Origin of the sequence: Rhodoferax sediminis, from assembly GCF_006970865.1 — a bacterium.
GTDB lineage: Bacteria > Pseudomonadota > Gammaproteobacteria > Burkholderiales > Burkholderiaceae_C > Rhodoferax_A > Rhodoferax_A sediminis.
This window is the reverse complement of record NZ_CP035503.1, coordinates 684,861-707,747: the sequence shown is the minus strand read 5'-3', so window position 1 is coordinate 707,747 and position 22,887 is coordinate 684,861. Positions and strand designations below refer to the sequence as shown.

The window sequence follows — 22,887 nt, the reverse complement described above, 5'->3', positions numbered from 1 at the left end:
GCGTGCCGGAAGTCATCGAAAGCGCACCCCATGCGTTGAACAATCAGCTCGCTCGAGTCGGGCTTCACGCAGAGGGCACCATGAAATCAAACAACCAACACGAACCGCTTCGAACCAGGCGCCGCCCCAAGGCAGCTTGTTTTCTGGCGACTGCAGCTCTTGTCCTGGCGGCAAGTTTCGCCATGCCACGGACCAGCGCCGCAGCCGAAGTCGGGCTTTCAGGCAGCGGCAGCTTCAAGCCACCTTCGGCCGAGCAACTCGCAGCGCTACCTGCCGGGTTGGGTTTTTCCCAAGCGGATCTCGCCTCTGGAAAATGGTCGTTTTCAGTGCGCTACGACGACAGCATTCGCGACGCCGACCCCGACCCCTATGTGGGGCGTTATGCCGGAGCGATCCGCGCGTTTCGCGTCGTGATTGGCAGCACCACCGTCGATTTGCCCGTTGACCAGGCGCAGATTGTTGTCAGTGACGGCGGGGGCGGTTTCACGAACCGCGAGTCGATTCGGCTGGAGGCCAGGGCCACGATCCCCTCAGGCCTCCTGCGTCTTAGCTGGATTCAGGTCAATCAACAGCCCCAGGGCACTGATCTGCGCGGCCCCGCCGGGGCGCTGGGGAGCGATGCGCTTCCGGCTTACGCGATGGTCGCCAACCTGGCCACGGCAAGTCCGTTCGACAGATACCTGGAACTGCGCATCGACGCCCCGGGTGGCGGATCGCGGCCGCTGCTGTACCTCAGCTCGTCCAAGCTTTCGGTGACAGCCAGCCCGACCATGGCGCCTTGAGGAGTTCGAGATGCCACACATGACCGCATTCACGCGCAGTTTTCTGCTGCGCAGCGTAGCAGCATTGATTATCTCGGGGAGCCTCGCCGCGTGCGGCGGTGGTGGCGACGTGACCGTGGTTGCCTCCCCTGCCGTTGCGCCGCTGACGCTTGCCCTGACGCGCGTCGGGCCCGAAGCCGTCCAGGTTGACTGGAGCGACGATTCCTACGTTGCCAGCTTCCAGGTGGTTCGTGATGGTTACCCATTGGCGACGGTCACGACCACGAGCCTGGTCGACGCTTCGGTCCTCGTCAACGAGACCTATTGTTACCAGGTGCAGGGGTACGACGCCGCAGGGCAACTGGTGGCAGCCACCAGCAGCGGTTGCATCACGATCATTCCTTGAGCGGATCGTCGCTGCAGCAATCACGACCGCAGCGTGGAGAGAGCTTGGGCTTGGACTCAGCGGCACCCATCCGCTGCGGTCGTCGACACGAGCGAGGCCAACAGGGCGATCGATGTTTGCTTCATCGCAACTCCTTTCCCATCTCATCGATGGATCAACAACGGATGCACCACGAGGCCGATCAACGCTGCAATGAGCACGAGCACGGGCTCGGGGATCTTCTTGAAGCGCCACAGGACGCCGACTGTGACGAGCGCCAATGCGGCGGTGATCCGGTCGGTGATCGAGCGCTGTCCGATGACGATCACGGCACCCGTGATCGCGCCGATGGCAGCGGCCGTCACCCCATCGACAAATGCGACGATGGCCGGCCGCTTGCCGTACTTCTTGAAGTACGGCGCCGGCAGGATGGTGAATAGGTAGCACGGCACGAAGGTGGCGCCGGCCGCGACCACCGCGCCCCAGAAACCGGCCACCAAGTAGCCGATGAAGCCGGTGGTGATGACTACCGGGCCGGGCGTGATCATCGCCACTGCGACTGCGTCGACGAATTGGCGATCGGTGAGCCACGCGTATTCCTTGACCACGCCGCCGTAGAGGAAGGGCACGATCGCCAGGCCGCTGCCGAAGACGAAGCTGCCAGCGTAGGCGAAGTACGCGCCGATCTGGCCAAGCTTGTGCCAATCGATCGCGCTCAGCGCGAACCAGCCCGCCACGGGTGCGGCGATGCTGTGGCGTGCACCGCCGAACTTCGGCGGTGCACGCCACAGCCACACGAGCACGCCGGCGCCGAGAAACACCCACACGACCTCCTCCCGTGTGATGACCGTGACTGCCGCGCTGGAGAGGTAGATCGCCCACAGCAGTTTGTCCTTGCCGATGTTCCTGGTGGTGAGCTTGTAGGCGCTGATCGCGATGATGCCGATCACCGCCGCGCCGACGCCGTAGAACACGGCCTGCATCCATCCAATGCCCCCAAAGGCGACGTAGGCCGCCCCCAGGCCCACGACCATGAAGAATGAGGGCAGCACGAAGGCCACGCCGACCAGTGTCGCGCCGAGCACGCGGTAATGCACATAGCCCAGGTAGATCGCGAGCTGGGCCGCCAACGGGCCCGGCATGAGTTGCGCAAGCGCGAGGCCTTCCTTGTAGTCGCTCTCGGAGATCCATTGGCGTCGTTCGACCAGGTCACGGTACATGTAGCCCGCGAGCGCCACGGGTCCCCCAAACCCCCAGGTACCCAGACTGAGCGCGTAGCGCACGAGTTGCCAAAGGGTGTACCGCGCCGGGCTGGGCATGCTGGCCACTTCGTTTGTGGTGATGCCGTTCATCGGCCCATTTTTCTCTCAAGGTTTGGCACGCGCGGCTTCGCGTTCGAAATGCGCGTACAGCGAATCCAACACCGTGCTTATTTCCGTCAACAGCGCGTCGTCGTCCGGCAGGCGCTCGCGGGCGCCCGCCAACACGGCCTCGAAGCCCCTGGCTTCGGGCACCGGCTCGCCACCGACGTCCAGCTGGTGCACCATGGCCGAGAGGCGCATGAGCATCGGGTTGCACTCCAGACCGAAGGAGGCGATCAGCGTCTCGAAGGTCACGCGATTGCCGACATGCGTGAACGTGGCGCCGTCGAAATCGAAGCCGAGCACGCTCTCGGGGCAGTCCGAGGGCTTGGCCAGCCACTGAAAGCGTGCTTCGCGATCGATAAAACGTCGGATCAGCCAGGCGCTGGCCACTCGATCGGCCCACAAGCGGCGCCGCGTGGCCCACGTCCGGCCCTGGTATTGACTTGCATCGCGTCGCGGGATAGCGCCTTCTGTTTCATGCGGCTCGTCGGGTGACAGCACGCCTTCAATGCGCTTGTTGAGGTCCGTCCACGCGGCATCGGCCTCGACGCCGCCCTCGCCGGGAAAGAAGTCGATGGCCCGCACAGCGTCGTACTCGCGCTGCAGCTTTCGCTGCAACCGGGCAATCTCCGGGGCTGCCAACGACGCCAGCGTGCGGTTCGCCCCCTTCCAGGTTTTGCGCAGCTCCGCATAGTCCTTGGTGCGGTCGAACAGCCGCCGATAGGCGCCGGCTTCGTCCGCCGAGCGCGGCTGCACCGCCATCAGCCAGGCGCTGCCGCCTTCACGGCTGCACTCGTCGGCGAGATCCTGCAACGCCTGCTCGTGATTGGCGCCAGAGGGCAGCAGGTAGGCGCCATCGCGTAGTGCCATGCAGCCCAGCGCCTTGAGCGCCCGCCAGATGCGCATGCGCGCCGTGGCGCTCGGTGTAGGGAGCGAGACGATCAGGAGCAGCCATGACATCGGCTCAAGAGAATTCATGTAGTCAATATTACAATAATGTTTTGTAATCTACAAAATTGTGAACGCTTCGACACGTCGATGGGCCGCCCGGCTGCTCCTGCCACAGGGTGCGCACGCCAGCGCGCTGCCTTTGCTGGTCGCCCGCGCGCTGCGTGCGCTCGCTGACGGCTACATGGCCGTTTTGCTGCCGGCCTACCTATTGGCAATCGGGCTAAGTACGCTGGAAGTTGGCATTATCGCCACCACCACCATGCTCGGTTCGGCGTTGGCAACGCTCGCAATCGGTGCCTGGGGGCATCGGTTTCACTCTCACCGCCTGCTGCGAGGTGCCGCGTTGTTGATGACGGCGACGGGTGCGGGGTTCGCCGGTTTCTCGTCGTTCTGGCCGCTGATGCTGGTCGCTTTCGTCGGCACCCTCAATCCGAGTTCGGGGGACGTGAGCGTCTTCCTGCCGCTCGAGCACGCGCGCCTGGCCGGTGCCGCTGCCGGCCAGGCAAGAACGGCACTGTTTGCGCGTTACAGCGTGCTCGGCGCCCTGAGCGCCGCGCTGGGGGCATTGGCGGCTGCGGTGCCGGACTGGCTGGCGAGTCACGCAGGAGACTCGCGCGTCCATGCGCTGCGCGCCATGTTCCTGCTCTATGGCGCGCTGGGCCTGGTCGTGTGGTGGCTCTATCGGCAACTGCCGGCGCACGCCGCGAACACCGGGGCACACGCGTCTGCCCCGCTCGGCCCTTCGCGTCGCGTCGTCGTGCGGCTCGCTGCATTGTTCAGTGTCGACGCCTTTGCCGGTGGCTTGGTCGTGAATTCGCTGCTGGCGCTGTGGTTGCTGCAGCGCTTCGGGCTGTCGCTCGCGCAAGCCGGTGCTTTCTTCTTCTGGGCGGGACTGTTGAGCGCCGCGTCCCAGCTGGCCGCGCCGCTGGTGGCGCGGCGCGTCGGCTTGCTCAACACCATGGTCTTCACGCACATTCCAGCCAACGTCTGCCTGGTGCTCGCGGCACTGGCACCAAGCCTGCCGCTGGCCCTTGCGCTGCTGCTCTTTCGCAGCGCCTTGTCGCAAATGGATGTGCCCACGCGCACGGCCTACGTGATGGCGGTCGTGACGCCGGCGGAGCGACCAGCAGCGGCGAGTTTCACGGCCGTGCCGCGAAGCCTTGCGGCGGCGCTGAGCCCCACACTCAGCGGTGCGCTCTTCGCCGCGGGTTGGATCGCACTTCCGCTGATTGCTTGCGGGGTGCTCAAGACCGCGTACGACCTTGTGCTTTGGCAAGCCTTCCGGCGAAATCGTCTGACAGACGAATGAACGCTGGCTCGGCGAATATGGGGGCCATAGCGACTGCCACGGGGGTACAAACTGACCACAGTTACTGCCGCTACTGCATCCTGGCCACCGCTGCATCCCGTTGTCCAACTACTGGCAAGCGCCACATTCTCTTGGCAAAAAGCTGGCTAGTCGCGCCGATCGGCGCCGTGAAGTCGCAACACCCGCCTGACCAAGTCAACGCCCGGAATTTGGGGCTTGAGGCGCAGTGGAACGAAAAACCAGGTTAAGCGCTACAAACCCCACCTTCAGTGTCGTGCGCATGCTCCATGTCGGGCCGATCCAGCTAGACATCCCGCTATGGAGCATGCTGAATCCTGCGACTCTACTGCTGGCCGTGGACGCCGACATCGCCATGCTTCGCCCCCGTGTGGGGAGGGTCTGGACACCAGGCATCTGCGCCCGCCTTGGTGGAACGCTTCGCTGACGTTGTCGTCAGAAGCAGATGTAGCCCTTTGACGAATTCAACAATGATCAGAAAAACTCGTACTCCACCTGGGTCAGCCACGTTCGCCGGGGGGCCGCCGCATTGAGACCGAGTACCACGCCGAAGCGGTATTCGAGGCTGCTGGTGGTGCCGGGGACGTGCCATTCGCCGGCAACGATGGGGCCTGCCTGATAGGCGTCATCAGCGGGCCGCGCATAGGCCTCAATGCCGGGACGAAAAGCAGCGGAAACTGCATAGGTACCCGAATAGCTGTAGCGAAACTCGTACTTGCCACCGGCACCGGCGCCGACCTGCTTCTCCCAGATGGCATTGAACCGGTGGGTGAACCGTCCCACCGTTTTCTCGACCAGCGGGCCAAACTCGACGGCGTCGGGTTTGCCGGCGACGATCTGGTGTTCGTACGAAGCCAGAAAACCGAAGTCAGCCCAATATTCACCCGGCTGGGTGAATTGGAACGTGTTCTCGAACTCGTAACCGAGCAGGCGACCGCCGCTTCCTGGTTCCTTCTCATACCGCGTGAGATAAATCTCCGGCTTCCACCAATCGGTGAACGCGTGGGACACCGAGAGCTCAGCCGCGTTGCCACCGTTGAAGTCAGCGCGTGGATCGCCATAGCCATAACCGCGCAGCTCGATCTCCGACTGGGTGGCGAGAACGTGCGGCGAATACACGATGAAGTCGTCAGCCTGGACTACTCCGGTGGCGACCAAGAGGATCGCGCCTACACCCAGGGTACGTGATTGCCAAACGCGGCCGTGACGTTGCCGGGGCGCAGATTTTCGAGAGAAGGATGGATACACGGGATGGTTTCTGGGCTGATGATTCAAGACACACGTTCCCGTCCGGCGGCAGCTAACGGGGATGTGAGCGAGCAACAAAAAAGGATGGGTTAGCGCAACGACTCGGAAGCTGGGTCCGTGGGTAGCGAACGCATCCTTGATGAGGGTGACGGCGAGGTTTGGCTCAGTCGCTGCATGCCGACGACCAACAGCAGCAACGTGGTCGCGTAGAAGACCAGTTGGATACCCGCCGGGCTGGCGTCATAGCCGATGAGGATGCCCAGCGTCTGGCCAGCCAGCGAACCGTTCGACAGCAGCCCGGAGGTGTCCCACACCTGAGTCCCCCAGGACGGCACCAGATTCCCCTGCATCAGGAAGCGGGCAGCGGTGGAAGCCAGTCCCGACGCCAGCAGCACCAGCATCCAGTTGGTAACGGTGAAGAAGTGCTTCATCGGGATGCGCAGCAGGCCGAAATACAGCGCCAAGCCAAGCAGCGCGCCGCTGCCGACGCCTAGGGCGATCCCGCCCGCCAGCCCGGCCGCGCCGATACCGCCGATGGCCATACCGGTGAGGAACAAGACGATCTCGGAGCCTTCGCGTAGAACGGCAATCGCCACTACCGCAAGCAACAGCGTCAGCGAGCTGGAGCCTGCCCTGACGGCGCTGCCGACCGCCCCCATATGCTGCGCCAATTCGCGACCGTGTTTGGACATCCACACCACATGCCAGCCGATCATAAGGACGGCAGACAGCAGCACGCATGCGTTGAAGATTTCCTGGCCGGAGCCGCTGGCCATGCGAGCGATGAGCGAGGCGCCCATAGCCACCAGCAGGGCTCCGGCGATGCCGAGTCCGATGCCTGCGGTCACAAACCATCCCCGTCGCGCCACGCCGCGCGTAGCAGCGCACACGATGGAAATGATCAAGGCTGCCTCCATCACTTCACGAAATACCAACAAAGCCACACCAAGCATCACGTCACTCCACGATCAGCCGGCCTTTGGCCGTGGCTTGATGGAAGTCACCGAAAAATCCGTAGCTACCGGCGCGCAAAGGCCCGACGTAAACGGTAACGCTGCTGTTTGGCAGCACAATTTTCTCGCGATTGAAATCCGTGCTCTCGAACTCCTCTGCAGTGGGATCCTCGTTGCGCACAATGAGCTTGAACTTGGTGCCGGCCGGCACCTTGATCTCGCTGGGCTTATAGACGTGATCTTTGACGACCAGTGTGTATTCCGGAAGATCGTTGGCGGCTGCCGTGCCAGCGAGAGCCAGTAGCATCGGTGCCGCGATAAGAAAGGGGTGCTTCATGGAAAGGATACCGGGGAGGTTGAGTGAATGATAACCATTCCTATTTGACACGTCAAACATGGCTGATTCTGTGTCAGGAGTAAATGAGATGTCCGGTGTCTAGCAAGTAATCTGTCCGGTTTGTGGAGGAGCGATGCAACACGTCCCCATAAGCCGGGCCCGCTACATGCAGGAGAACCGGAACATGAGATTCGAACAGGCCCTTGAGGGCTGGAGCCAGGGGCGATTGACACAGGCCGAGGCGGCCTTGTTGCTGGGACAGTGCGAACGCAGTTTTCGCCGCCACATTGAACGCTACGAGGCCGACGGCCTGGACGGCTTGCTGGACAGGCGCTTGAGCCAGATCTCCAAGCGCCGAGCCAGTGGGACGGAAGTTGACCAGGTGGTGCATCTGTACAAGGGCGGCTTCGCCGGCTGGAGCGTGGCGCACTTTCACAGCAAGTACAAGGCGGAGTTTGCCGGCGCTCGCAGCTACAGCTGGCTCAAGAGCGTGCTGCAGGACGCCAGCGTGGTCACAATAGCCAAACGCCAGGGCAAACACCGCATCAAGCGCGAACGCGCGCCGCTTGCCGGGATGCTGCTGCACCAGGATGCCAGCACCCACCGTTAGATGGCCGATCAGGTGTGGGACCTGGTGGTCACCATGGATGACGCCACCGGGGAGCACATCGAGACTTCACAACACGACATCGATCAATTTAGCGCCGGCATCGCATCGTGATGTCGTTAGCCCCGGGCGCACCGCTCATTGATCAGCATTTCCTTAAGTCAGGTAATAGATTTGGATCTAAATCGCCAGAGTCGGAATAACAATGAAATACGCGTTCAGCATGTACAGACCGGTAAGAATCAGCGTGACTGCGCCGGCCACCTCGAATGCCTTCTGGTAACGCTGAAGCTTCGAAAGGCTCTCCAGCCAGCCCACCGCCGCGGCGCCCAGGATAATGGGGACCGCGCGCCCCATCGCAAACGCAAACAGGAGTGTTGCGCCGAACAGGGGCGAGCCGATCCCGGCCGCGATGCCGAGCAGTATCACGAGCACTGGCGTACAAAACGGGCAGACCGCGACGGCGAAGGATGCGCCCAGTACAACTGCCCCCCAGCTGCTGCCGGCGCGCTCTCCGCGAAGCGAAATCGATGGTAACGGCAACTTGATCCACCCAGGCCACATCAGGCCCAGCAGAATCAGTGCGGGTCCCAGCACGAGCCCCCATTCTCGGCTGACCAATTGCGCTACCCAATGTCCGCCGAAGCCGGCAATCAGCCCCAACAGCGTCTGGATGATCACCATGCCCAGAATGAACATGCCGCCATACAAGGTTGCTGTTCTCGGCTCGCGCGCCTTCGTCACGTACGCGAGCGACACCGGAATGGAGGCCAGCGCGACTGGGTTGAACGTAAAAACAAATCCCAGCAGAAAGCCGAAACCTAGGGATGCCAAGCCGGCTTGCTCGAGCGTAGTTCGCAATGCCTCAATATCCACTTACCGCCTCCAAGACGTGTTTCATCTTCATACTGCCTCGTTGAGGCATTGATCTAACGCGATATCGATGCCAGATCGGCGATTCACGTCTGTTCCCGTTGAAGCCGCCGCTCCAATTCCTCACGAAGCTTTGCGGCACTCGGCAGCCTTGGGAATACTAGTTCGCCGTCGATCGCGATCGACGGCGGGGTCAACACGCCGAGCTCCACGGCGTAATCCAGTTCTTTCAGCAGGTTGATGTCGCGCCAGGTCACCCGGTGCGCGCCGAACGCCTGGGCGATGGCTTTCAAGCTATCCCGGCTGCGACCACAGTTGCTGCAGCCCGGCGTCGAAAACACTTCAATTTTGATACTCATTGCTCGCGTCCTAAGTTAGCGTGGTTCACGCTACTGGCTTGCCATACTGGACTCCAGCGCCGCCAGAATGGGGCAGTCATCCAACGGCTTGCCTTCGTCCGTGCAGATCTCAATCAGCTCGCTCAACGCCTGCGACATCGCTTTCATCGTCTTGATCTTCTGTTCGAGCTGCAACTTCTTTCGGATCGCGAGGCTGCGTACGTCGCTGCAGCACGAGCGGTCGTCAGCCTTCAGCTCAAGCAGTTGGCGAATTTCCGATAGCGTCATGCCGCAGTGCTGGGCGTGTTTGATGAAGTCCAGCCGGCGCACCGCGCCCTGGCTGTAAAGCCGATACCCCGCTTCAGTTTTTCCGGCGGGTCTCAACAAGCTTTCGTCCTCGTAAAACCGCAGGGTGTCGGTGCTGACGTCTGTAAGCTTCGCGAGCTTCCCGATCGTCAACCAGGTACCGTCCCGAGCCGCCTCATCAAACGGGTCGGTCTGGTGCCGACGCGCTGGCGCACGATTTTCCTTTTGGGATGCCTTGCTGACGCCAGCGTGGTGTCCTTGGCTGGGCTTGCTTGGTGGTTGCACGAGCTTTCCTCCAATGAGTATCTGGCTTAGAGTTCCTGCCGGCATGCCGGTTCGCGGCGCAACCCGGCCCGTCTCAATGGCGCGGCCCGGAAGTTCATCCGACGACTCTGGTCTGGTAGCCGGCTTCACCCAGGAGTTCCGCGAGTGCGGACAGTTCTACCGTTGCCGTGTCAAACAGCACCTCGATACGCTGGTCAAGCGCTTGTGCACGGACCTGCCGCACGCCATGCAGCGGTGTGAGCAGGCGCGCGACGCGCTGTTCGCATTTTTCACAGTTGAGGTGCTGATCGCCGATGACTTCGAATGTGACGGACTTGAACATGGCTAAGACCTTTCATGAATGACGTGGATTCTGGTCAAGCAGGGGGGTCCTGGGTCGAAAGCAGGCCCAGGAGGCTCGCCTTTCTCTCACGATGCGGTCGCTCTGGAGGGCATCTGAGGCGCGTGCCCGACCGCCCGGATCGCCTCGAAGAAATAGTCGCCGCGGCCCCACAGGGAGTTGATGAAAATTGCTGTCACGCTTGCGGCCATGGCAACCATGCCCCATATCGGATAAATCAAGCCCGTGGCGGCCGCCGGAATCCCGATGCCATTGAAAAGGAAAGCCAGCGAGACGTTCTGCACGATCTTGCGGTAGCTGTTGCGGCTGACCGCATAGGCCTCGAGGACGGCACCGAGCCGCTGGTTCAGGATGATCACGTCGGCTGATTCGATCGCGATGTCCGCGCCACTGCCGAAGGCGACACCGACATCAGCTTGCATCAGAGCCGGCGCGTCGTTGATCCCGTCGCCGACCATCGCCACGCGTGCCCCCTCCTGCAACTGCCGGATCATCGTGGCTTTTCCGGCCGGCAGCACGCGCGCATGCACCTCTTCGATCCCAGCGGCACGGGCGAAATGACGGGCCGCCTGCTCGTTATCGCCGGTGATCAAGCTGGTGCGGATGCCGAGCGCATGCAGGCGGCGCACGGTATCCGCGGCGTCGGGCCGCAGCGCGTCGCCAAGCGCCAGCAGGCCGAGCAGCAGGCCGTCGCGCGCCACGCCGATGACCGTCAGTCCGCGCCCTTCGAGTTCGGTGATGCGTGCGTCCTGAGCCGAGAGATCAACGGCTTCGGCCGCGAGAAACGCCGGGCTTCCGACCATCAGCCTCGTCTCGCCCAGGCGTGCCCGCACGCCTTGACCCGCGACGGCCTCGAACCCCTGCACCTCGGACAGTGCGACCCCGCGTTTGAACGCCTCTTCCACCACCGCCCGAGCCAGGGGGTGTTCGGAAAATGCCTCGATGGCTGCTGCGAGCGCGAGCAGTTCCTCTTCCGTGCACGCCGTGGCGACGATCGTCCGCAAGGCGGGGCGGCCCTCGGTCAGCGTGCCGGTCTTGTCAAACACCACGCGGTTCACGCGCCGCAGGGCTTGAAAGGCCTCGCCGGTGCGCATCAGCACGCCGCGTTCGGCCGCTTCGCCCGCGCCTCGGACGATCGACAGCGGCGCCGAGATGCCCACGGCGCAGGGATAGCCCATGACGAGCACGCTCAGGCCGGCAAACACCGCGCGCTGCAGATCGGGGGAAGACCCGATGAGAAGTGGGCCGAGGAGCCAGAAAAGGGCCGCGCCAGCCGCGGTGAACAGCACGATCGGTGTGTACACACGCAGCACGCGGTCCACGAGATGCAGCAGGCCGGGTTTGAGGGCGCGGGCGTCCTCGACGCTGCGCACCACTTGCCTGAGAAAACTTTCTTCGCCCACCACCGTGACGCGCACCAGCAGCGTGCCGTGACCGTTCATGGCGCCACTCACCACCCGGTCACCGGCGCGCTTTTCGTCCGGTAGCGGCTCGCCGGTCACCAGTGATTCATCCACGTCCGATTCGCCCGACTCGACCTGTCCGTCGACCGGCACGCGCCCTCCCGGGCGGATGCGCACCAGGTCGCCGACGCGCACCTGTTCGAGCGGCACCTCTTGTTCTAGACCATTCTTGACTAAATACGCGACGTCAGGCTCGAGGTCCAAAAGCTTCTTGACCGCCTGCGAACTGCGTGTCTTGACGATCAGCGACAGCCACTCGGAAAAGATGTGATAGCTGAGCACCATCACGGTTACCGCAAAAAACGCTGCCGTCGGATAACCGGCGGGGTGCAATACCAAACCGATCGTCCCTCCGGCCAGCCCCGCGAAGGCGCCGAACTCAACCAGCACGTGCTGGTTGAGGATGCCGCGCCGCAGCGCCATGGCGGCCATGCGCACAATGTGCTGGCCCACCCCGAAGACGAGCATCAGTGCGAGCGCGCCGGTAAGCCATGGAACGGTCGCGCCGAACGTGCCCCGCAACTTGAAATAGTAGATACCAACAGCGAACACGGCGAGCAGGGTTGTACCGGCCATCGCCCGCTGCAAGCCGTAACCGCGCAACACGACGAAAGCAAAGGCCACCAAGCTGACGAGAGCGAAAACGCACAGCGGGAACCACACGCTGTCGACCGGGTAGCCGACCAGGCTCATTGAGGCAACGCTGGCCACCAAGGCAGTCAGGAAGCGCCCGCGCTCGCGCACCAGCGCACGCTCTTCTTGATCATATGGACGCAACTTACGCGGATCGGAAACCGTGTAGCCGATATCCTTGAGCGTCTGCAGCAGGTCCTCGGCGCGCGCCACGTTCGGGTCGTACTCGATCAGCGCCTGCTCATGGGTCAAGCTGACGGCGACCTTGTCGACGCCCGGTCGCTTGCCCAGTGCTTTTTCGATTGTGCCGGTGCACAGCGAACAGTGCAGCCCACCGATGCGCGCGCGGATGCGTCGCCGGCCGGGCAAATTGGACGGCTCCTCGCTCCAGAAGCGCGGGGTGGATTCAACGGTCGTTGCGAGATTCATGACGGTACCTCATTGCGTGTTGGGCATCTTCGATGACACCCGAAGCCTGTGCGCGGCGCAGCCCAGCTGCGACTTCTTTTGGCCCAATCGGCGGGCGGGCGACGGGTGTTTGATGCCGTGATGTTTCAATGGTAGACCTTGGAGGGCACTCCAGAGTCAAGAGAAAACTGTGCGATGCGGTAGCGCAGTGCGAACTGCTGTAGCACTGCGGCTTGTTACAGGCGCCTACTGGGCGGCGTGACACACATTTGTTCTTTACGACGGCGTATCACGAAACAGAAAAATCACTATGGCGTAGTCAGCCCTCGACTACACCGCACCGGCACTGCGAGGTTCGCTCTCCCCCTGCAGCGACGCAATCAGGGGGCAGGAAACATTCCCCTTCCGCGCGTGGCAGGCGCGCACAAGCTGCGATAGCACGGTCTCCATGCTTGTCAGGTGCGCCAGTTTCTCGCGCACATTCTTGAGCTTGTGCTCGGCCAGACTGCTGGCTTCCTCGCAGCGGGTGCCGTCCTCCAGCCGCAGCAGTTCGGCGATCTCGTCCAGGCTAAAACCCAGCCGCTGAGCCGATTTCATGAACTGGACCCGCGTCACGTCCGCCACGCCATACCGGCGAATGCTGCCGTAGGGCTTGTCCGGCTCTGCCAGCAGGCCCTTGCGTTGGTAGAACCGGATGGTTTCCACGTTGACCCCGGCGGCCCTGGCGAAGCCACCGATGGTCAGATTCTCCAGATTGTTCTCCATATCGCTTGACTCCGTACAGGACTACGGAAGTAAGCTTACCCTGTTGATTCCATATCTGAAAGGACAGGTGCATGTCTGAGCCACAAAACGGGCGCAAAGCCCTCTTCGCCGGCGGGCTAGCCGCCATTCTTGCTTCCACCTGCTGCCTCGGGCCGCTGGTGCTGGTCGGCTTGGGGTTCAGCGGTGCCTGGATCGGCAACCTGACGGTGTTGGAGCCGTATCGGCCGATCTTCATTGGCGCGGCGCTGGTTGCGATGTTTTTTGCTTGGCGACGCATTTACCGCCCGGTGCAAGCTTGTCAACCGGGCGAGGTCTGCGCGATCCCGCAGGTGCGCAGCACCTACAAGCTCATCTTCTGGATCCTGGCCGCGCTGGTACTAGTCGCGCTCGGATTTCCCTATGTCCTTCCCTTATTCTACTAACCGCAGGTCACCATGAAGAAACTGTTCGCCTCCCTCGTACTTGTCGCTGTCGTCGCACCCGTGTGGGCCGCCATGCAGAGCGTCACGCTCTCCGTGCCGGGCATGACCTGCGCTGCCTGCCCGATCACGGTCAAGCACGCGCTCTCCAAGGTGCAAGGCGTGACCAAGACCGATGTAAATTTCGAGAAGCGCGAAGCCGTCGTCACCTTCGACGATGTCAGGACCAGTGTCCAGAAGCTGACCAACGCGACCGAAGACGCGGGCTATCCGTCCAGCGTCAAGCGCTGAGCCACTGAACCAGACAAGAGAGCAACATCATGGGACTGATCGCACGCATGGCCAACAAGGCCGGCGCCTTTGGCAGCATCGTGTCGGCAATGGGCTGTGCGGCCTGTTTTCCTGCCATCGCCAGCTTGGGCGCGGCCATCGGCCTGGGCTTCCTGAGCCAGTACGAAGGGCTGTTCATTCGCATCTTGCTGCCGGCGTTCGCCGGCATCGCGCTACTAGCCAATGCGCTCGGTTGGCTCAGTCATCGGCAGTGGCGGCGGACTGCACTCGGCCTGGTCGGCCCGGTCCTCGCTCTGGCAGCGGTGTTTTTGACTTATGGCCGGCGAGGCGAATGGCTGCTCTACGTTGGTCTGGCCTTCATGGTCGGGGTGTCGGTCTGGGATTTCGTCTCGCCGGCGAGCCGTCGCTGCAGACCAGACGGCTGCGAACTTCCACCACAACATGGCTGACAGCAACGGCCGTCGCCGACAACAGAAAAGGAAAATCGCATGACCACCCTAAAGATCACCGATATGACCTGCGACTCGTGCGCTGCGCACGTCAAGGAAGCCCTGGAGAAAGTGCCCGGCGTGCAGTCGGCCGTCGTGTCCTACGCGAAGGGAGCTGCGCAGCTCGCCCTCGAGTCCGGCACTGCACGGGACGCGCTGACCGCCGCAGTGGCCGGACTCGGCTACAAGGCAACGCTCGCCGATGCTCCGTCGGCGCAGAACCGCGGTGGCCTGCCCGACAAGGTGCGCGGCGGGATGCGGGCCGCCGACAAGCGCAACGACGGCGAACGCCCGTTGCAAGTGGCCGTGATCGGCAGTGGCGGGGCAGCGATGGCGGCGGCGCTGAAGGCCGTCGAGCAAGGCGCGCAGGTGACCCTGATCGAGCGCGGCACCATCGGCGGCACCTGCGTCAACGTCGGCTGCGTACCGTCCAAGATCATGATCCGCGCTGCCCACATCGCCCATCTGCGCCGCGAAAGCCCGTTCGACGGCGGAATCGAGGCCACGCCGCCGGCGATCTTGCGCGAGCGGCTGCTGGCACAGCAGCAGGCGCGTGTCGACGAGCTGCGACACACCAAATACGAGGGCATCCTGGATGGTAATCCGGCCATCACCGTGCTGCACGGCGAGGCCCGTTTCAAGAGCGGCCAGAGTCTTACCGTCCGTTTAAACAACGGCGGCGAGCGCGTGGTGGCGTTCGACCGTTGCCTGATCGCCACTGGCGCCAGCCCCGCCGTGCCACCGATTCCCGGCTTGCAAGACACGCCCTACTGGACCTCGACCAAGGCGCTGGTCAGCGACACGATCCCCGAGCGCCTTGCCGTGATCGGCTCATCGGTCGTGGCCGTGGAACTGGCGCAAGCCTTCGCCCGGCTGGGCAGCAAGGTCACGATCCTGGCGCGCAGCACCCTGTTCTTCCACGAAGACCCGGCCATCGGCGAGGCGGTCACGGCGGCGTTCCGCATGGAGGGCCTCGAGGTGCTGGAACACACGCAGGCCAGCCACGTCGCCTATGCGGACGGCGAATTCGTGCTGACCACGGGGCACAGTGAAGTGCGTGCCGACAAGCTGCTGGTCGCCACCGGTCGGACGCCGAACACGCGCGGCCTGGCACTGGAAATGGCGGGCGTCGCCGTCAATGCGCAGGGCGCCATCGGCATCGACAAGGGCATGCGCACGAGTAGCCCGTACATTTACGCCGCCGGCGACTGCACCGACCAGCCTCAATTCGTCTATGTGGCGGCGGCGGCCGGCACGCGCGCAGCCATCAACATGACCGGCGGGGACGCGACCCTGGATCTGAGCGCGATGCCGGCCGTGGTGTTCACCGACCCGCAGGTCGCCACGGTAGGCTATACCAAGGTGCAGGCGCATCACGACGGCATCGAGACCGACAGCCGGCTGCTCACTCTGGACAACGTGCCGCGTGCGCTGGTCAACTTCGACACGCGCGGCTTCATCAAGTTGGTCGCGCAGGCGGGCTCGGGCCGTCTGATCGGGGTGCAGGCGGTGGCCCCGGAAGCGGGAGAACTGATCCAGACAGCGGCGCTGGCTATTCGCAACCGCATGACTGTGCAGGAACTGGCCGACCAGTTGTTCCCCTACCTGACGATGGTTGAGGGGCTCAAGCTCTGCGCACAGACCTTCACCAAGGATGTGAAGCAACTTTCCTGCTGCGCAGGCTGAACAGACAGCACTTCTCGGGCGCAAGCGGGTCAGTCTCTGAAAAGGTGAACGGCAATGTGGGCGAACATGATGACTGGACAGGGCTGGGGCGGTATGGGCATCGGCATGATCGGCATGGCAATTTTCTGGATTTTGGTCATCGTTTTGATCGTCGTGCTGGTCGGGCGAATGCTGGGTTTCAGTGGCGGACGCGACAAACGGCAGGAGAAAACCGCGCTGGACCTCCTGCAGGAACGCTACGCCGCCGGCGAAATTGAACGTGAGGAGTACCAGCAGAAAAAGCGCGATCTCAGCAGCTGATGTCGACAGATTGAAGCGAGGGAATCTCCCTGTGCTTTATTCGCCTTCACCGGCGAGGAAGGAAACAACCATGAATCAAAGTGCGAATCCCGCGATCACCGCTCTGCGGCATTGGTCCATCGGCATTCGCAGAATGACTTGTGCCTCCTGCGTCGCCCACGTTGATTAGCCTGATCCTGCTCGGCAAGTGGCGGGAAGCCCGCGCCAAGTGCCAGACGGCCGACGCCATTCGCGCCCTCAATGCCGTGCGCCCGGCGACGGCCCGCCTATGGCGCGACGGTACGGAACGCGAGTTGCCGCTGGCCTCGGTTCGGGTCGGCGATATCGTCGTCGTTCGCGCCGGCGAGCGCGTCTCGGTCGATGGCGTCATACGCCAGGGAGCCAGCCAGCTCGACGAATCGCTGCTCACCGAGAGCCTGCCAGTTTCAAAGGCGGAAGGCGATCAGGTCACCGGCGGCGTGATCAACGACGACGCCTGCTGCGTATCGAAACCACCGCGATCGGTGCCGAGACGACGCTGGCCCGCATCATCCGTCTGGTCGAAAACGCACAAATGGCCAAAGCGCCAATCCAGCGCGTGGTCGATCAGGTTTCGCCGGTTTTCGTGCCGGTCGTCCTCGATATCGCGCTGCTGACCTTGGGCGGCTGGTGGCTGATGGGCATCGCCCATCGCATCGGCATTGTGGCCTTCGACAAGACCGGTACGCTCACCGAAGGCAAACCACGGCTCGTCGCCCATCTTCCCGCCGGCAGCCTGAGCGCCGACGAATTACTGCAATTGACGGCAAGCGTCCAGGCGGGCAGCTCGCGCCTGATGGCCGAACCCGGCATCAATCTCGCCGCCCTCGCGGGCCAGGCTAGCGAACTCGAAAGCACCGGGCGCACAGTGTCATGGCTGGCCGATGTCACCGCCGCACCGCAGCTGCTCGGTCTGTTGGCTTTGGGCGACACGGTCAAGGACAGTGCGCGCAAGGCCACGATGCGCTCCAGGCGGGCGCTCTCGTCCTCAAGCATTTTCAAGCGCTTGAGTTCCGTCACCCCCAAATTACCGAATTTCTTCCACGCGTAGTACGTCGCCTCCGACACGCCGATCTGGCGGCACACGTCGACCACCGGCGTGTCCGACTCGGCCAAGCGCAGTGCGCTGGCGATCTGTTCCCCCTGAAAACCTCGACCTCTTCATCGCTTCTCCTTCCTGCCCTCGCGGGCCGGCCGAAAAAGCCACCTTACCTCTAGTTTTGAAAAGTCCGGAATCAAGGGGAGACGCACTGTAAGGAAATCCCGACCCCAAGCGTCTCTTCCAAGTACACAGACTAAGGAAGACCCGATCATGCACGAGGTGGTTAGCGACTACTACGGTCGCCAGTTAAAGAATTCCGGCGACCTGAAAACCAACGCGTGCTGCGACGCCAGCGCCGTTCCGCCGTGGATGAAGCCGATTCTCGCGCGCGTCCATCCGGAGGTGTTGAGCCGGTATTACGGCTGCGGGCTCGTGTGTCCGCCGCTTCTGCAGGGCTGCCGGGTGCTCGATCTGGGCTGCGGCGCCGGCCGAGACGTCTATGCCGTTGCACAACTTGTCGGGCCGGCTGGCGAGGTCGTCGGGGTTGATATGACCGACGAGCAACTAGCCGTGGCAAATCGCCATCGCGCCTTCCATGCGCAGTCCTTTGGCTACGACAACGTCCGATTCCTGTACGGCTACATCGAACAGTTGGATCAGTTGGACCTAGAGCCCGGCAGCTTCGACGTCATCATTTCAAACTGCGTAGTCAATCTGTCACCGGACAAGGAATCGGTGCTGCGCGGCGTGCATCGTCTTCTCAAGCCGGGCGGGGAGTTCTACTTCGCCGATGTGTACGCTGACCGCCGTGTGCCCGACTCCGTGCGCAACGACCCGGTGCTCTACGGCGAATGTCTGGGCGGTGCGCTGTACTGGAACGACTTCCTCCGGCTGGCCCAGGGACACGGCTTCGCGGATTCTCGCCTGGTCACCGACCGCCCGCTGGACATGGGCGATCCGCAATTGGCCAGCCGGCTGGGCAACCTTCGCTTCTTCTCGGCGACCTATCGCTTGTTCAAGCTCGAAGGGCTCGAGTCCGCCTGCGAGGATTACGGCCAAGCCGTGGTCTACCGGGGCAGCATCCTCGAGCAGCCCGACCGCTTCGTCCTGGACAAGCATCACGATATCGAAACAGGCCGCGTGTTTCCGGTGTGCGGGAATACTTGGCGCATGCTTCGTGAGACGCGGCTGGCGCCCCACTTCGATTTCATCGGTGACTTCCGTCGGCACTATGGCCTGTTCGAGGGCTGCGGTGGGGGACTGCCATTCGATGCTACGGGGAGCGAATCGACCGCTTCCGCTTGCTGCTAAGGGGCAGGGCGGATATGGAATGGCTGCTCGTCGCTTCAGCGCTATTTGTCGCGCTCAGCAATGGCGCGAATGACAACTTCAAAGGCTTTGCCACCGTCTGGGGCTCCGACACGCTGACATATCGGAAGGCGCTGGCACTGGCCGCCGTTGCTACGGTGGCCGGCAGTCTCGCCTCCATCGCGCTGGCAGGCTCGCTGGTCGAGCAGTTCTCCGGCAAGGGCCTGGTGCCCGATGCAGTGGCCAGTGCTCCGCTGTTCATCCTGGCCGTCGCTGCGGCAACGGCCGCGACCGTGTTCCTGGCCACGCGCCTTGGCTTTCCCGTATCGACGACGCATGCGCTTATCGGCGGTCTGATCGGCGCAGGCGTTGCCCAAGCGGGCACTCAGGTGCATCTCGCGCAGCTCGCGGACGCCTTTCTGCTACCGTTGCTCGTAAGCCCTATCCTCTCGGCCTTGTTGGGCATGGCGGCGTGGCGTTTTATGAGAATGCGGCGCTCCGAAGATGACTGTGCCTGCATCGTCGCAGCCGTCCCTGCGCCGGCTCTGGCGATCGGTGGAACCACGGCCGGGCGCCTGCCGCTTCCAAACATCATCGTGGCGTCCGATGCGCACTGTGATCGCGTCCCGACGCAAGCGCGCGTTTCGGTATCGCGCAGCATGGACTGGCTGCATGTGCTGTCCGCCATGTCGATCTGCTTTGCGCGCGGGGTTAACGACACTCCCAAGCTCGCGGCGTTGCTGGTGGCCGCGCACCTGCTGAAGACCGACATGTCGATCGTGCTGATCGCCGTGGCGATGATGATCGGCGGGCTCCTGTTCGCAAGGCGGGTAGCCGAAACTATGAGCCGGCGCGTGACACGGATGGATCACATACAGGGCTTGACGGCAAACCTGATCACTGCGGCCTTGGTCCTGCTCGCCAGCAAGCTGGGCCTTCCCGTTTCGACGACGCATGTCTGCGTAGGCTCGATCGGTGGCGTGGGTGCGAGTGCCGGGCGCGTGAACTGGCAGGCCCTGCGCGGCATCCTGCTGTCATGGGTCGCAACTTTACCGATTGCAGCCGTCGTTGCCTGGTCCGTGGCGAGGCTGGCATGACGACATCTGTTCCAGTTGGCGATTTCGGGCAAGCCACGGTTGGCAAGCACTACCCGTGGTACGTTCGCACCATCTTCTGGCTGCAGCGCCGTAAGTATGGGCGCGAACTGGAACCGGCCCGACTGTGGGGGCGCGCACCGAAGGCCTTTCTTGCGTTGACGCTGCTCTACCGTTCGCTCGACCGCAAATCGTCGCCGATCAATGCCGCTCTGCGCTCGCTGATCACTGTGCGAATCTCGCAGATCAATTGGTGCGCGTTCTGCATCGACTTAAACTCGGCGACAGCGATTGAACGCCATGTCGCGCCGCAAAAGCTTGCCGAGTTGCCTCGCTTCCTGCACTCAGCGCAGTTCAGTGCCAAAGAGAAGGTCGCGCTTAGCTACGCCGAAGCCGCAACGATCACCGGCTCCGGTGTCGACAACGAGCTGCGGCAGCAGCTGCGGTCGTATTTCGACGACGACGCCATCGTCGAACTGACGGCGCTGATCGCGTTCCAGAACCTGTCGAGCAAGTTCAATGCGGCGCTCGACGTGCCGGCGCAGGGATTTTGCGAGCGTCCGACGCTCTAATCGTTAAGCAGCGCACTGCGGCCTTCGCGCGCCTCGCGCCGAGGTCACGCCAAACCTTCGGCGGCGCCGTCTGATCAGCGGCGCAGCCGCTATTGCTGCCATCCGAAAAATCGAGGCGAGTCTGCTCCTTTTAGGCCACGACCGCGTCGATCTTCATCGGCGCCGCGAGGAGCGGACCGGCAATGCCGCCAATGAGGGCGAAAGCGCCGAGCACGGTCATCCATCAGTGCATTGCATGATTCCTTTTCACGTATCAATCTCCTTCTGTTTGCGACACCGGAGGCAGTGCCTTCATCATTTCGATGGCTGGTCCGCTGGCGGGGGAGCGGCAGCACCGCCTTCGGCGTAGGTCTGCGCGACCACCCGCAGCGCCTTCATCTGCTTGCGGAAATTCGTGCACCCCGTGCACATCATCAAATGAGTTCCCATCGACAGGCGCTCGCCGAAACGTAATCGACGTTCCATTTCCTGGGAGCAGAGTTCGGTGACTTCCTTACAATTCAACACGCCGCGTCTCCCATGTGAGCCCAACCATTTCCAAGGCAAGCCCGCAGTTTCAACCGGGCCCGATGCAGGATGACGTGGCAGTTACTGGTCGAGATGGCCAGCTGAGCGCAAATTTCGTCGGACTCCAGACCCAGGAACTCGCGCATCATGAATACCCGGCCCGTATTGGCTGGCAGATGCTCGAGGCAAGCCTCGAACACCTCCCAGAATTGTTTGTTCTGCATGGATTGCTCCGGATTCGGCCAGGCGCCAGGACGCGCATTGTCGCGCCAGCTCCCCCGCTCGTTGAACAGTGCTTCGAGGCGCTCCTGCCAATCGTCCCCATCTTCGACCAGGCTTGACATCGGCACAGTGCGCCCGGCTTGCCGAAGGTGGTCGATAATGCGGTTCTTGAGGATAGTGAACACCCAGGTCTTGAGCGAAGAGTTGCCCGCAAAGGAGGACGCTTCGCGCAGGGCCGACTCGATAGCCTCCTGCACCATATCCTCGGCAGTCTCCTGGTTGCGCAATTGCATTTGTGCAAATCGGATCATGTCCGTCCGGAGCGCAATCAGCGCCGCGGCGCTGATGCCTGGGCCGGCGCTTGCGGCGGGCTCAGGCGATGCGACGGCCATGCTCGACATTCGGTCTCCTCGATGATTCGTTAACCCCCGCCGCGCACTCGGCGACAGGCTTTGGTGAGCTCGATTCTCCTCCAAGTATCTTTGGACGAGCGCCAATACGATTCCTTACGCCCGGTCATGAGGGCGTGTAAGGAATCGGTCGACGAAACGTCCAAAAGCCATCGCACCACGGAACTGCCATGCACGCCACCCTTCCCCTGCTCGCCCGAACGGATTTCCCCGCCCTGCGCCGGCGCGTGGTCGACACCCTGCAGGTCAACCTCGGCTACCGCTGTAACCAGAGTTGCGTGCACTGCCACGTCAACGCTGGCCCAAATCGGACCGAGGAGATGTCCGGCGAAACTGTCGACACAGTCATCGCCTTTCTTGCCGCCAGCCCTCAAGTTCGCACCCTGGATTTGACCGGTGGCGCACCGGAGCTGAACCGGCATTTCCGCAGGCTGGTCATTGGCGCGCGCTCGCTTGGCGTGCGGGTGATCGACAGGTGCAATCTGACGATTCTGGAGGAACCCGGCCAGGAGGGCCTTGCCGAGTTTCTGGCAGATCATGGGGTCGAGGTCGTGGCATCCATGCCATGCTACCTCGAAGAAAACGTGGACCGCCAACGCGGCAAAGGCACGTTCGACGCCAGTATCCGCGGGCTCCAGCGACTCAACGCGCTGGGTTACAGCCGGCCGGGCACCGGCCTGATACTGAACCTCGTCTACAACCCCCAGGGCGCCGCATTGCCTCCGGCCCAAGAGGCGTTGGAGCGTGATTACAAGCAGCACCTTGCGGCTCACTTTGGCGTTCTCTTCGACCAATTGTTCACGCTTGCAAACATGCCGATCCAGCGCTTCGGGTCGATGCTGGTGTCCAAAGGCCAGTTCAACAGCTACATGTCTCTGCTGCGCAGTGCGCATAGGGAGGACAACCTCGATCAGGTAATGTGCCGCAGCCTTGTCAGCGTGGACTGGCTGGGGTGTCTGTACGACTGCGACTTCAACCAGCAACTCGGACTGCCGATCCGCGATGCCGGCAAGCCGCGTGTCCATCTCGGCGAGATCACTGTCGGTGCGCTGGAGGGCCAATCGATCCGCGTGGCCGATCATTGCTTTGGCTGTACCGCCGGCCAGGGATCGAGTTGTGGCGGCGCCCTCGAGACTGCTGCGGCATCCGCAACGACTTGCGGAATCTGACGGGCGTCGATTCAGCT

General features: G+C 62.9%; 26 protein-coding genes and 2 pseudogenes. 14 read left to right on the top strand and 14 right to left on the bottom strand.

Annotation, left to right across the window (positions count from 1 at the left end):
• Positions 1 to 80 precede the first annotated feature (80 nt).
• Positions 81 to 782: a hypothetical protein gene (locus EUB48_RS03430; RefSeq protein WP_142817627.1), complete on the top strand. Its 702-nt coding sequence runs from the start codon at positions 81 to 83 to the stop codon at positions 780 to 782.
• A 10-nt stretch (positions 783 to 792) separates the two neighbouring features.
• Positions 793 to 1,167 (top strand): hypothetical protein, encoded by a 375-nt coding sequence (locus EUB48_RS03425; protein WP_142817626.1) that lies wholly within the window; start codon positions 793 to 795, stop codon positions 1,165 to 1,167.
• Positions 1,168 to 1,310: 143 nt separating this feature from the next.
• Here EUB48_RS03425 and EUB48_RS03420 read toward each other — a convergent pair whose 3' ends face one another.
• Both EUB48_RS03420 and EUB48_RS03415 read right to left on the bottom strand, forming a co-directional pair.
• Positions 1,311 to 2,498: a chromate transporter gene (locus EUB48_RS03420; protein ID WP_142817625.1), complete on the bottom strand. Its 1,188-nt coding sequence runs from the start codon at positions 2,496 to 2,498 to the stop codon at positions 1,311 to 1,313.
• A gap of 15 nt (positions 2,499 to 2,513) precedes the next feature.
• Complete coding sequence (locus EUB48_RS03415) at positions 2,514 to 3,488, bottom strand: chromate resistance protein ChrB domain-containing protein (RefSeq protein ID WP_142817624.1); 975 nt, start codon at positions 3,486 to 3,488, stop codon at positions 2,514 to 2,516.
• A 40-nt stretch (positions 3,489 to 3,528) separates the two neighbouring features.
• Here EUB48_RS03415 and EUB48_RS03410 point away from each other — a divergent pair, with 40 nt between their 5' ends.
• Positions 3,529 to 4,770, top strand: coding sequence for an MFS transporter (locus EUB48_RS03410; protein ID WP_142817623.1), 1,242 nt, complete (start codon positions 3,529 to 3,531; stop codon positions 4,768 to 4,770).
• 492 nt (positions 4,771 to 5,262) lie between these two features.
• Here the strand turns inward: EUB48_RS03410 and EUB48_RS03405 are convergent, their stop codons facing one another.
• The 3 genes from EUB48_RS03405 to EUB48_RS03395 form a co-directional block, all read right to left on the bottom strand.
• Positions 5,263 to 5,946, bottom strand: a complete 684-nt coding sequence (locus EUB48_RS03405) for a hypothetical protein (protein WP_210411690.1) — start codon at positions 5,944 to 5,946, stop codon at positions 5,263 to 5,265.
• Between the two features lie 179 nt (positions 5,947 to 6,125).
• Positions 6,126 to 6,989, bottom strand: coding sequence for an FTR1 family iron permease (locus tag EUB48_RS03400; protein ID WP_142817622.1), 864 nt, complete (start codon positions 6,987 to 6,989; stop codon positions 6,126 to 6,128).
• 4 nt (positions 6,990 to 6,993) lie between these two features.
• Positions 6,994 to 7,326, bottom strand: a complete 333-nt coding sequence (locus EUB48_RS03395; RefSeq protein ID WP_142817621.1) for a cupredoxin domain-containing protein — start codon at positions 7,324 to 7,326, stop codon at positions 6,994 to 6,996.
• Positions 7,327 to 7,510: 184 nt separating this feature from the next.
• Here EUB48_RS03395 and EUB48_RS03390 point away from each other — a divergent pair, with 184 nt between their 5' ends.
• Positions 7,511 to 7,936 carry a helix-turn-helix domain-containing protein gene (locus EUB48_RS03390; RefSeq protein WP_210411689.1) on the top strand — a complete coding sequence of 142 codons (426 nt, stop codon included), beginning with the start codon at positions 7,511 to 7,513 and terminating at the stop codon, positions 7,934 to 7,936.
• Between the two features lie 177 nt (positions 7,937 to 8,113).
• Here the strand turns inward: EUB48_RS03390 and EUB48_RS03385 are convergent, their stop codons facing one another.
• From EUB48_RS03385 to merR, 6 genes are all read right to left on the bottom strand, one after another.
• A complete protein-coding gene (locus EUB48_RS03385) occupies positions 8,114 to 8,809 on the bottom strand; it encodes a cytochrome c biogenesis CcdA family protein (RefSeq protein WP_142817619.1) in 696 nt (231 codons plus the stop codon).
• An 83-nt stretch (positions 8,810 to 8,892) separates the two neighbouring features.
• Positions 8,893 to 9,165, bottom strand: a complete 273-nt coding sequence (locus EUB48_RS03380; RefSeq protein ID WP_142817618.1) for a thioredoxin family protein — start codon at positions 9,163 to 9,165, stop codon at positions 8,893 to 8,895.
• Positions 9,166 to 9,195: 30 nt separating this feature from the next.
• A complete protein-coding gene (locus EUB48_RS03375; protein WP_244618316.1) occupies positions 9,196 to 9,735 on the bottom strand; it encodes a heavy metal-responsive transcriptional regulator in 540 nt (179 codons plus the stop codon).
• Positions 9,736 to 9,829: 94 nt separating this feature from the next.
• Entirely contained in the window at positions 9,830 to 10,057 is a 228-nt protein-coding gene (locus tag EUB48_RS03370) for a heavy-metal-associated domain-containing protein (protein ID WP_142817617.1), read from the bottom strand.
• Positions 10,058 to 10,143: 86 nt separating this feature from the next.
• Positions 10,144 to 12,600 carry a heavy metal translocating P-type ATPase gene (locus tag EUB48_RS03365; RefSeq protein ID WP_142817616.1) on the bottom strand — a complete coding sequence of 819 codons (2,457 nt, stop codon included), beginning with the start codon at positions 12,598 to 12,600 and terminating at the stop codon, positions 10,144 to 10,146.
• Between the two features lie 309 nt (positions 12,601 to 12,909).
• Positions 12,910 to 13,344, bottom strand: coding sequence for an Hg(II)-responsive transcriptional regulator (merR, locus tag EUB48_RS03360; RefSeq protein ID WP_142817615.1), 435 nt, complete (start codon positions 13,342 to 13,344; stop codon positions 12,910 to 12,912).
• 71 nt (positions 13,345 to 13,415) lie between these two features.
• Here merR and merT point away from each other — a divergent pair, with 71 nt between their 5' ends.
• The 6 genes and pseudogenes from merT to EUB48_RS21980 form a co-directional block, all read left to right on the top strand.
• The gene (gene merT, locus EUB48_RS03355; RefSeq protein ID WP_142817614.1) at positions 13,416 to 13,766 is read left to right on the top strand and encodes a mercuric ion transporter MerT; all 351 of its coding nucleotides are present in this window, start codon (positions 13,416 to 13,418) and stop codon (positions 13,764 to 13,766) included.
• 12 nt (positions 13,767 to 13,778) lie between these two features.
• The gene (gene merP / locus EUB48_RS03350) at positions 13,779 to 14,054 is read left to right on the top strand and encodes a mercury resistance system periplasmic binding protein MerP (protein WP_142817613.1); all 276 of its coding nucleotides are present in this window, start codon (positions 13,779 to 13,781) and stop codon (positions 14,052 to 14,054) included.
• 29 nt (positions 14,055 to 14,083) lie between these two features.
• Positions 14,084 to 14,503, top strand: a complete 420-nt coding sequence (merC, locus tag EUB48_RS03345; protein WP_142817612.1) for an organomercurial transporter MerC — start codon at positions 14,084 to 14,086, stop codon at positions 14,501 to 14,503.
• 39 nt (positions 14,504 to 14,542) lie between these two features.
• Positions 14,543 to 16,228, top strand: a complete 1,686-nt coding sequence (gene merA, locus EUB48_RS03340; protein WP_142817611.1) for a mercury(II) reductase — start codon at positions 14,543 to 14,545, stop codon at positions 16,226 to 16,228.
• A gap of 54 nt (positions 16,229 to 16,282) precedes the next feature.
• Positions 16,283 to 16,528: an SHOCT domain-containing protein gene (locus EUB48_RS03335; protein ID WP_142817610.1), complete on the top strand. Its 246-nt coding sequence runs from the start codon at positions 16,283 to 16,285 to the stop codon at positions 16,526 to 16,528.
• A 149-nt stretch (positions 16,529 to 16,677) separates the two neighbouring features.
• A pseudogene (locus EUB48_RS21980) lies at positions 16,678 to 17,513 on the top strand (P-type ATPase actuator domain-containing protein); the annotation flags it as partial.
• Here EUB48_RS21980 and EUB48_RS21580 read toward each other — a convergent pair.
• Positions 17,501 to 17,680: pseudogene (locus EUB48_RS21580) on the bottom strand (transposase); the annotation flags it as partial. The pseudogenes EUB48_RS21980 and EUB48_RS21580 sit on opposite strands and share 13 nt — an antisense overlap.
• 178 nt (positions 17,681 to 17,858) lie before the next feature.
• On the opposite strand from EUB48_RS21580, the gene EUB48_RS03320 reads away from it, so the two are divergent.
• Genes EUB48_RS03320 through EUB48_RS03310 form a run of 3 tightly spaced genes read left to right on the top strand, consistent with a single transcriptional unit; the run spans position 17,859 to position 20,562 of the window.
• The gene (locus EUB48_RS03320) at positions 17,859 to 18,899 is read left to right on the top strand and encodes a methyltransferase domain-containing protein (protein ID WP_142817609.1); all 1,041 of its coding nucleotides are present in this window, start codon (positions 17,859 to 17,861) and stop codon (positions 18,897 to 18,899) included.
• Between the two features lie 14 nt (positions 18,900 to 18,913).
• Positions 18,914 to 19,993, top strand: coding sequence for an inorganic phosphate transporter (locus EUB48_RS03315; RefSeq protein ID WP_142817608.1), 1,080 nt, complete (start codon positions 18,914 to 18,916; stop codon positions 19,991 to 19,993).
• Entirely contained in the window at positions 19,990 to 20,562 is a 573-nt protein-coding gene (locus EUB48_RS03310) for a carboxymuconolactone decarboxylase family protein (RefSeq protein ID WP_142817607.1), read from the top strand. Before EUB48_RS03315 ends, EUB48_RS03310 begins: the two co-directional genes overlap by 4 nt.
• Before the next feature lie 294 nt (positions 20,563 to 20,856).
• On the opposite strand, the gene EUB48_RS03305 is transcribed toward EUB48_RS03310, so the two are convergent.
• Positions 20,857 to 21,027, bottom strand: coding sequence for a zf-HC2 domain-containing protein (locus tag EUB48_RS03305; RefSeq protein WP_210411688.1), 171 nt, complete (start codon positions 21,025 to 21,027; stop codon positions 20,857 to 20,859).
• 35 nt (positions 21,028 to 21,062) lie between these two features.
• A complete protein-coding gene (locus tag EUB48_RS03300; RefSeq protein ID WP_244618315.1) occupies positions 21,063 to 21,692 on the bottom strand; it encodes a sigma-70 family RNA polymerase sigma factor in 630 nt (209 codons plus the stop codon).
• A 179-nt stretch (positions 21,693 to 21,871) separates the two neighbouring features.
• Between EUB48_RS03300 and arsS the strand changes: the two genes are divergently transcribed.
• Positions 21,872 to 22,870 (top strand): arsenosugar biosynthesis radical SAM (seleno)protein ArsS, encoded by a 999-nt coding sequence (arsS, locus tag EUB48_RS03295; RefSeq protein WP_142817605.1) that lies wholly within the window; start codon positions 21,872 to 21,874, stop codon positions 22,868 to 22,870.
• The last annotated feature ends 17 nt before the right edge of the window (positions 22,871 to 22,887 follow it).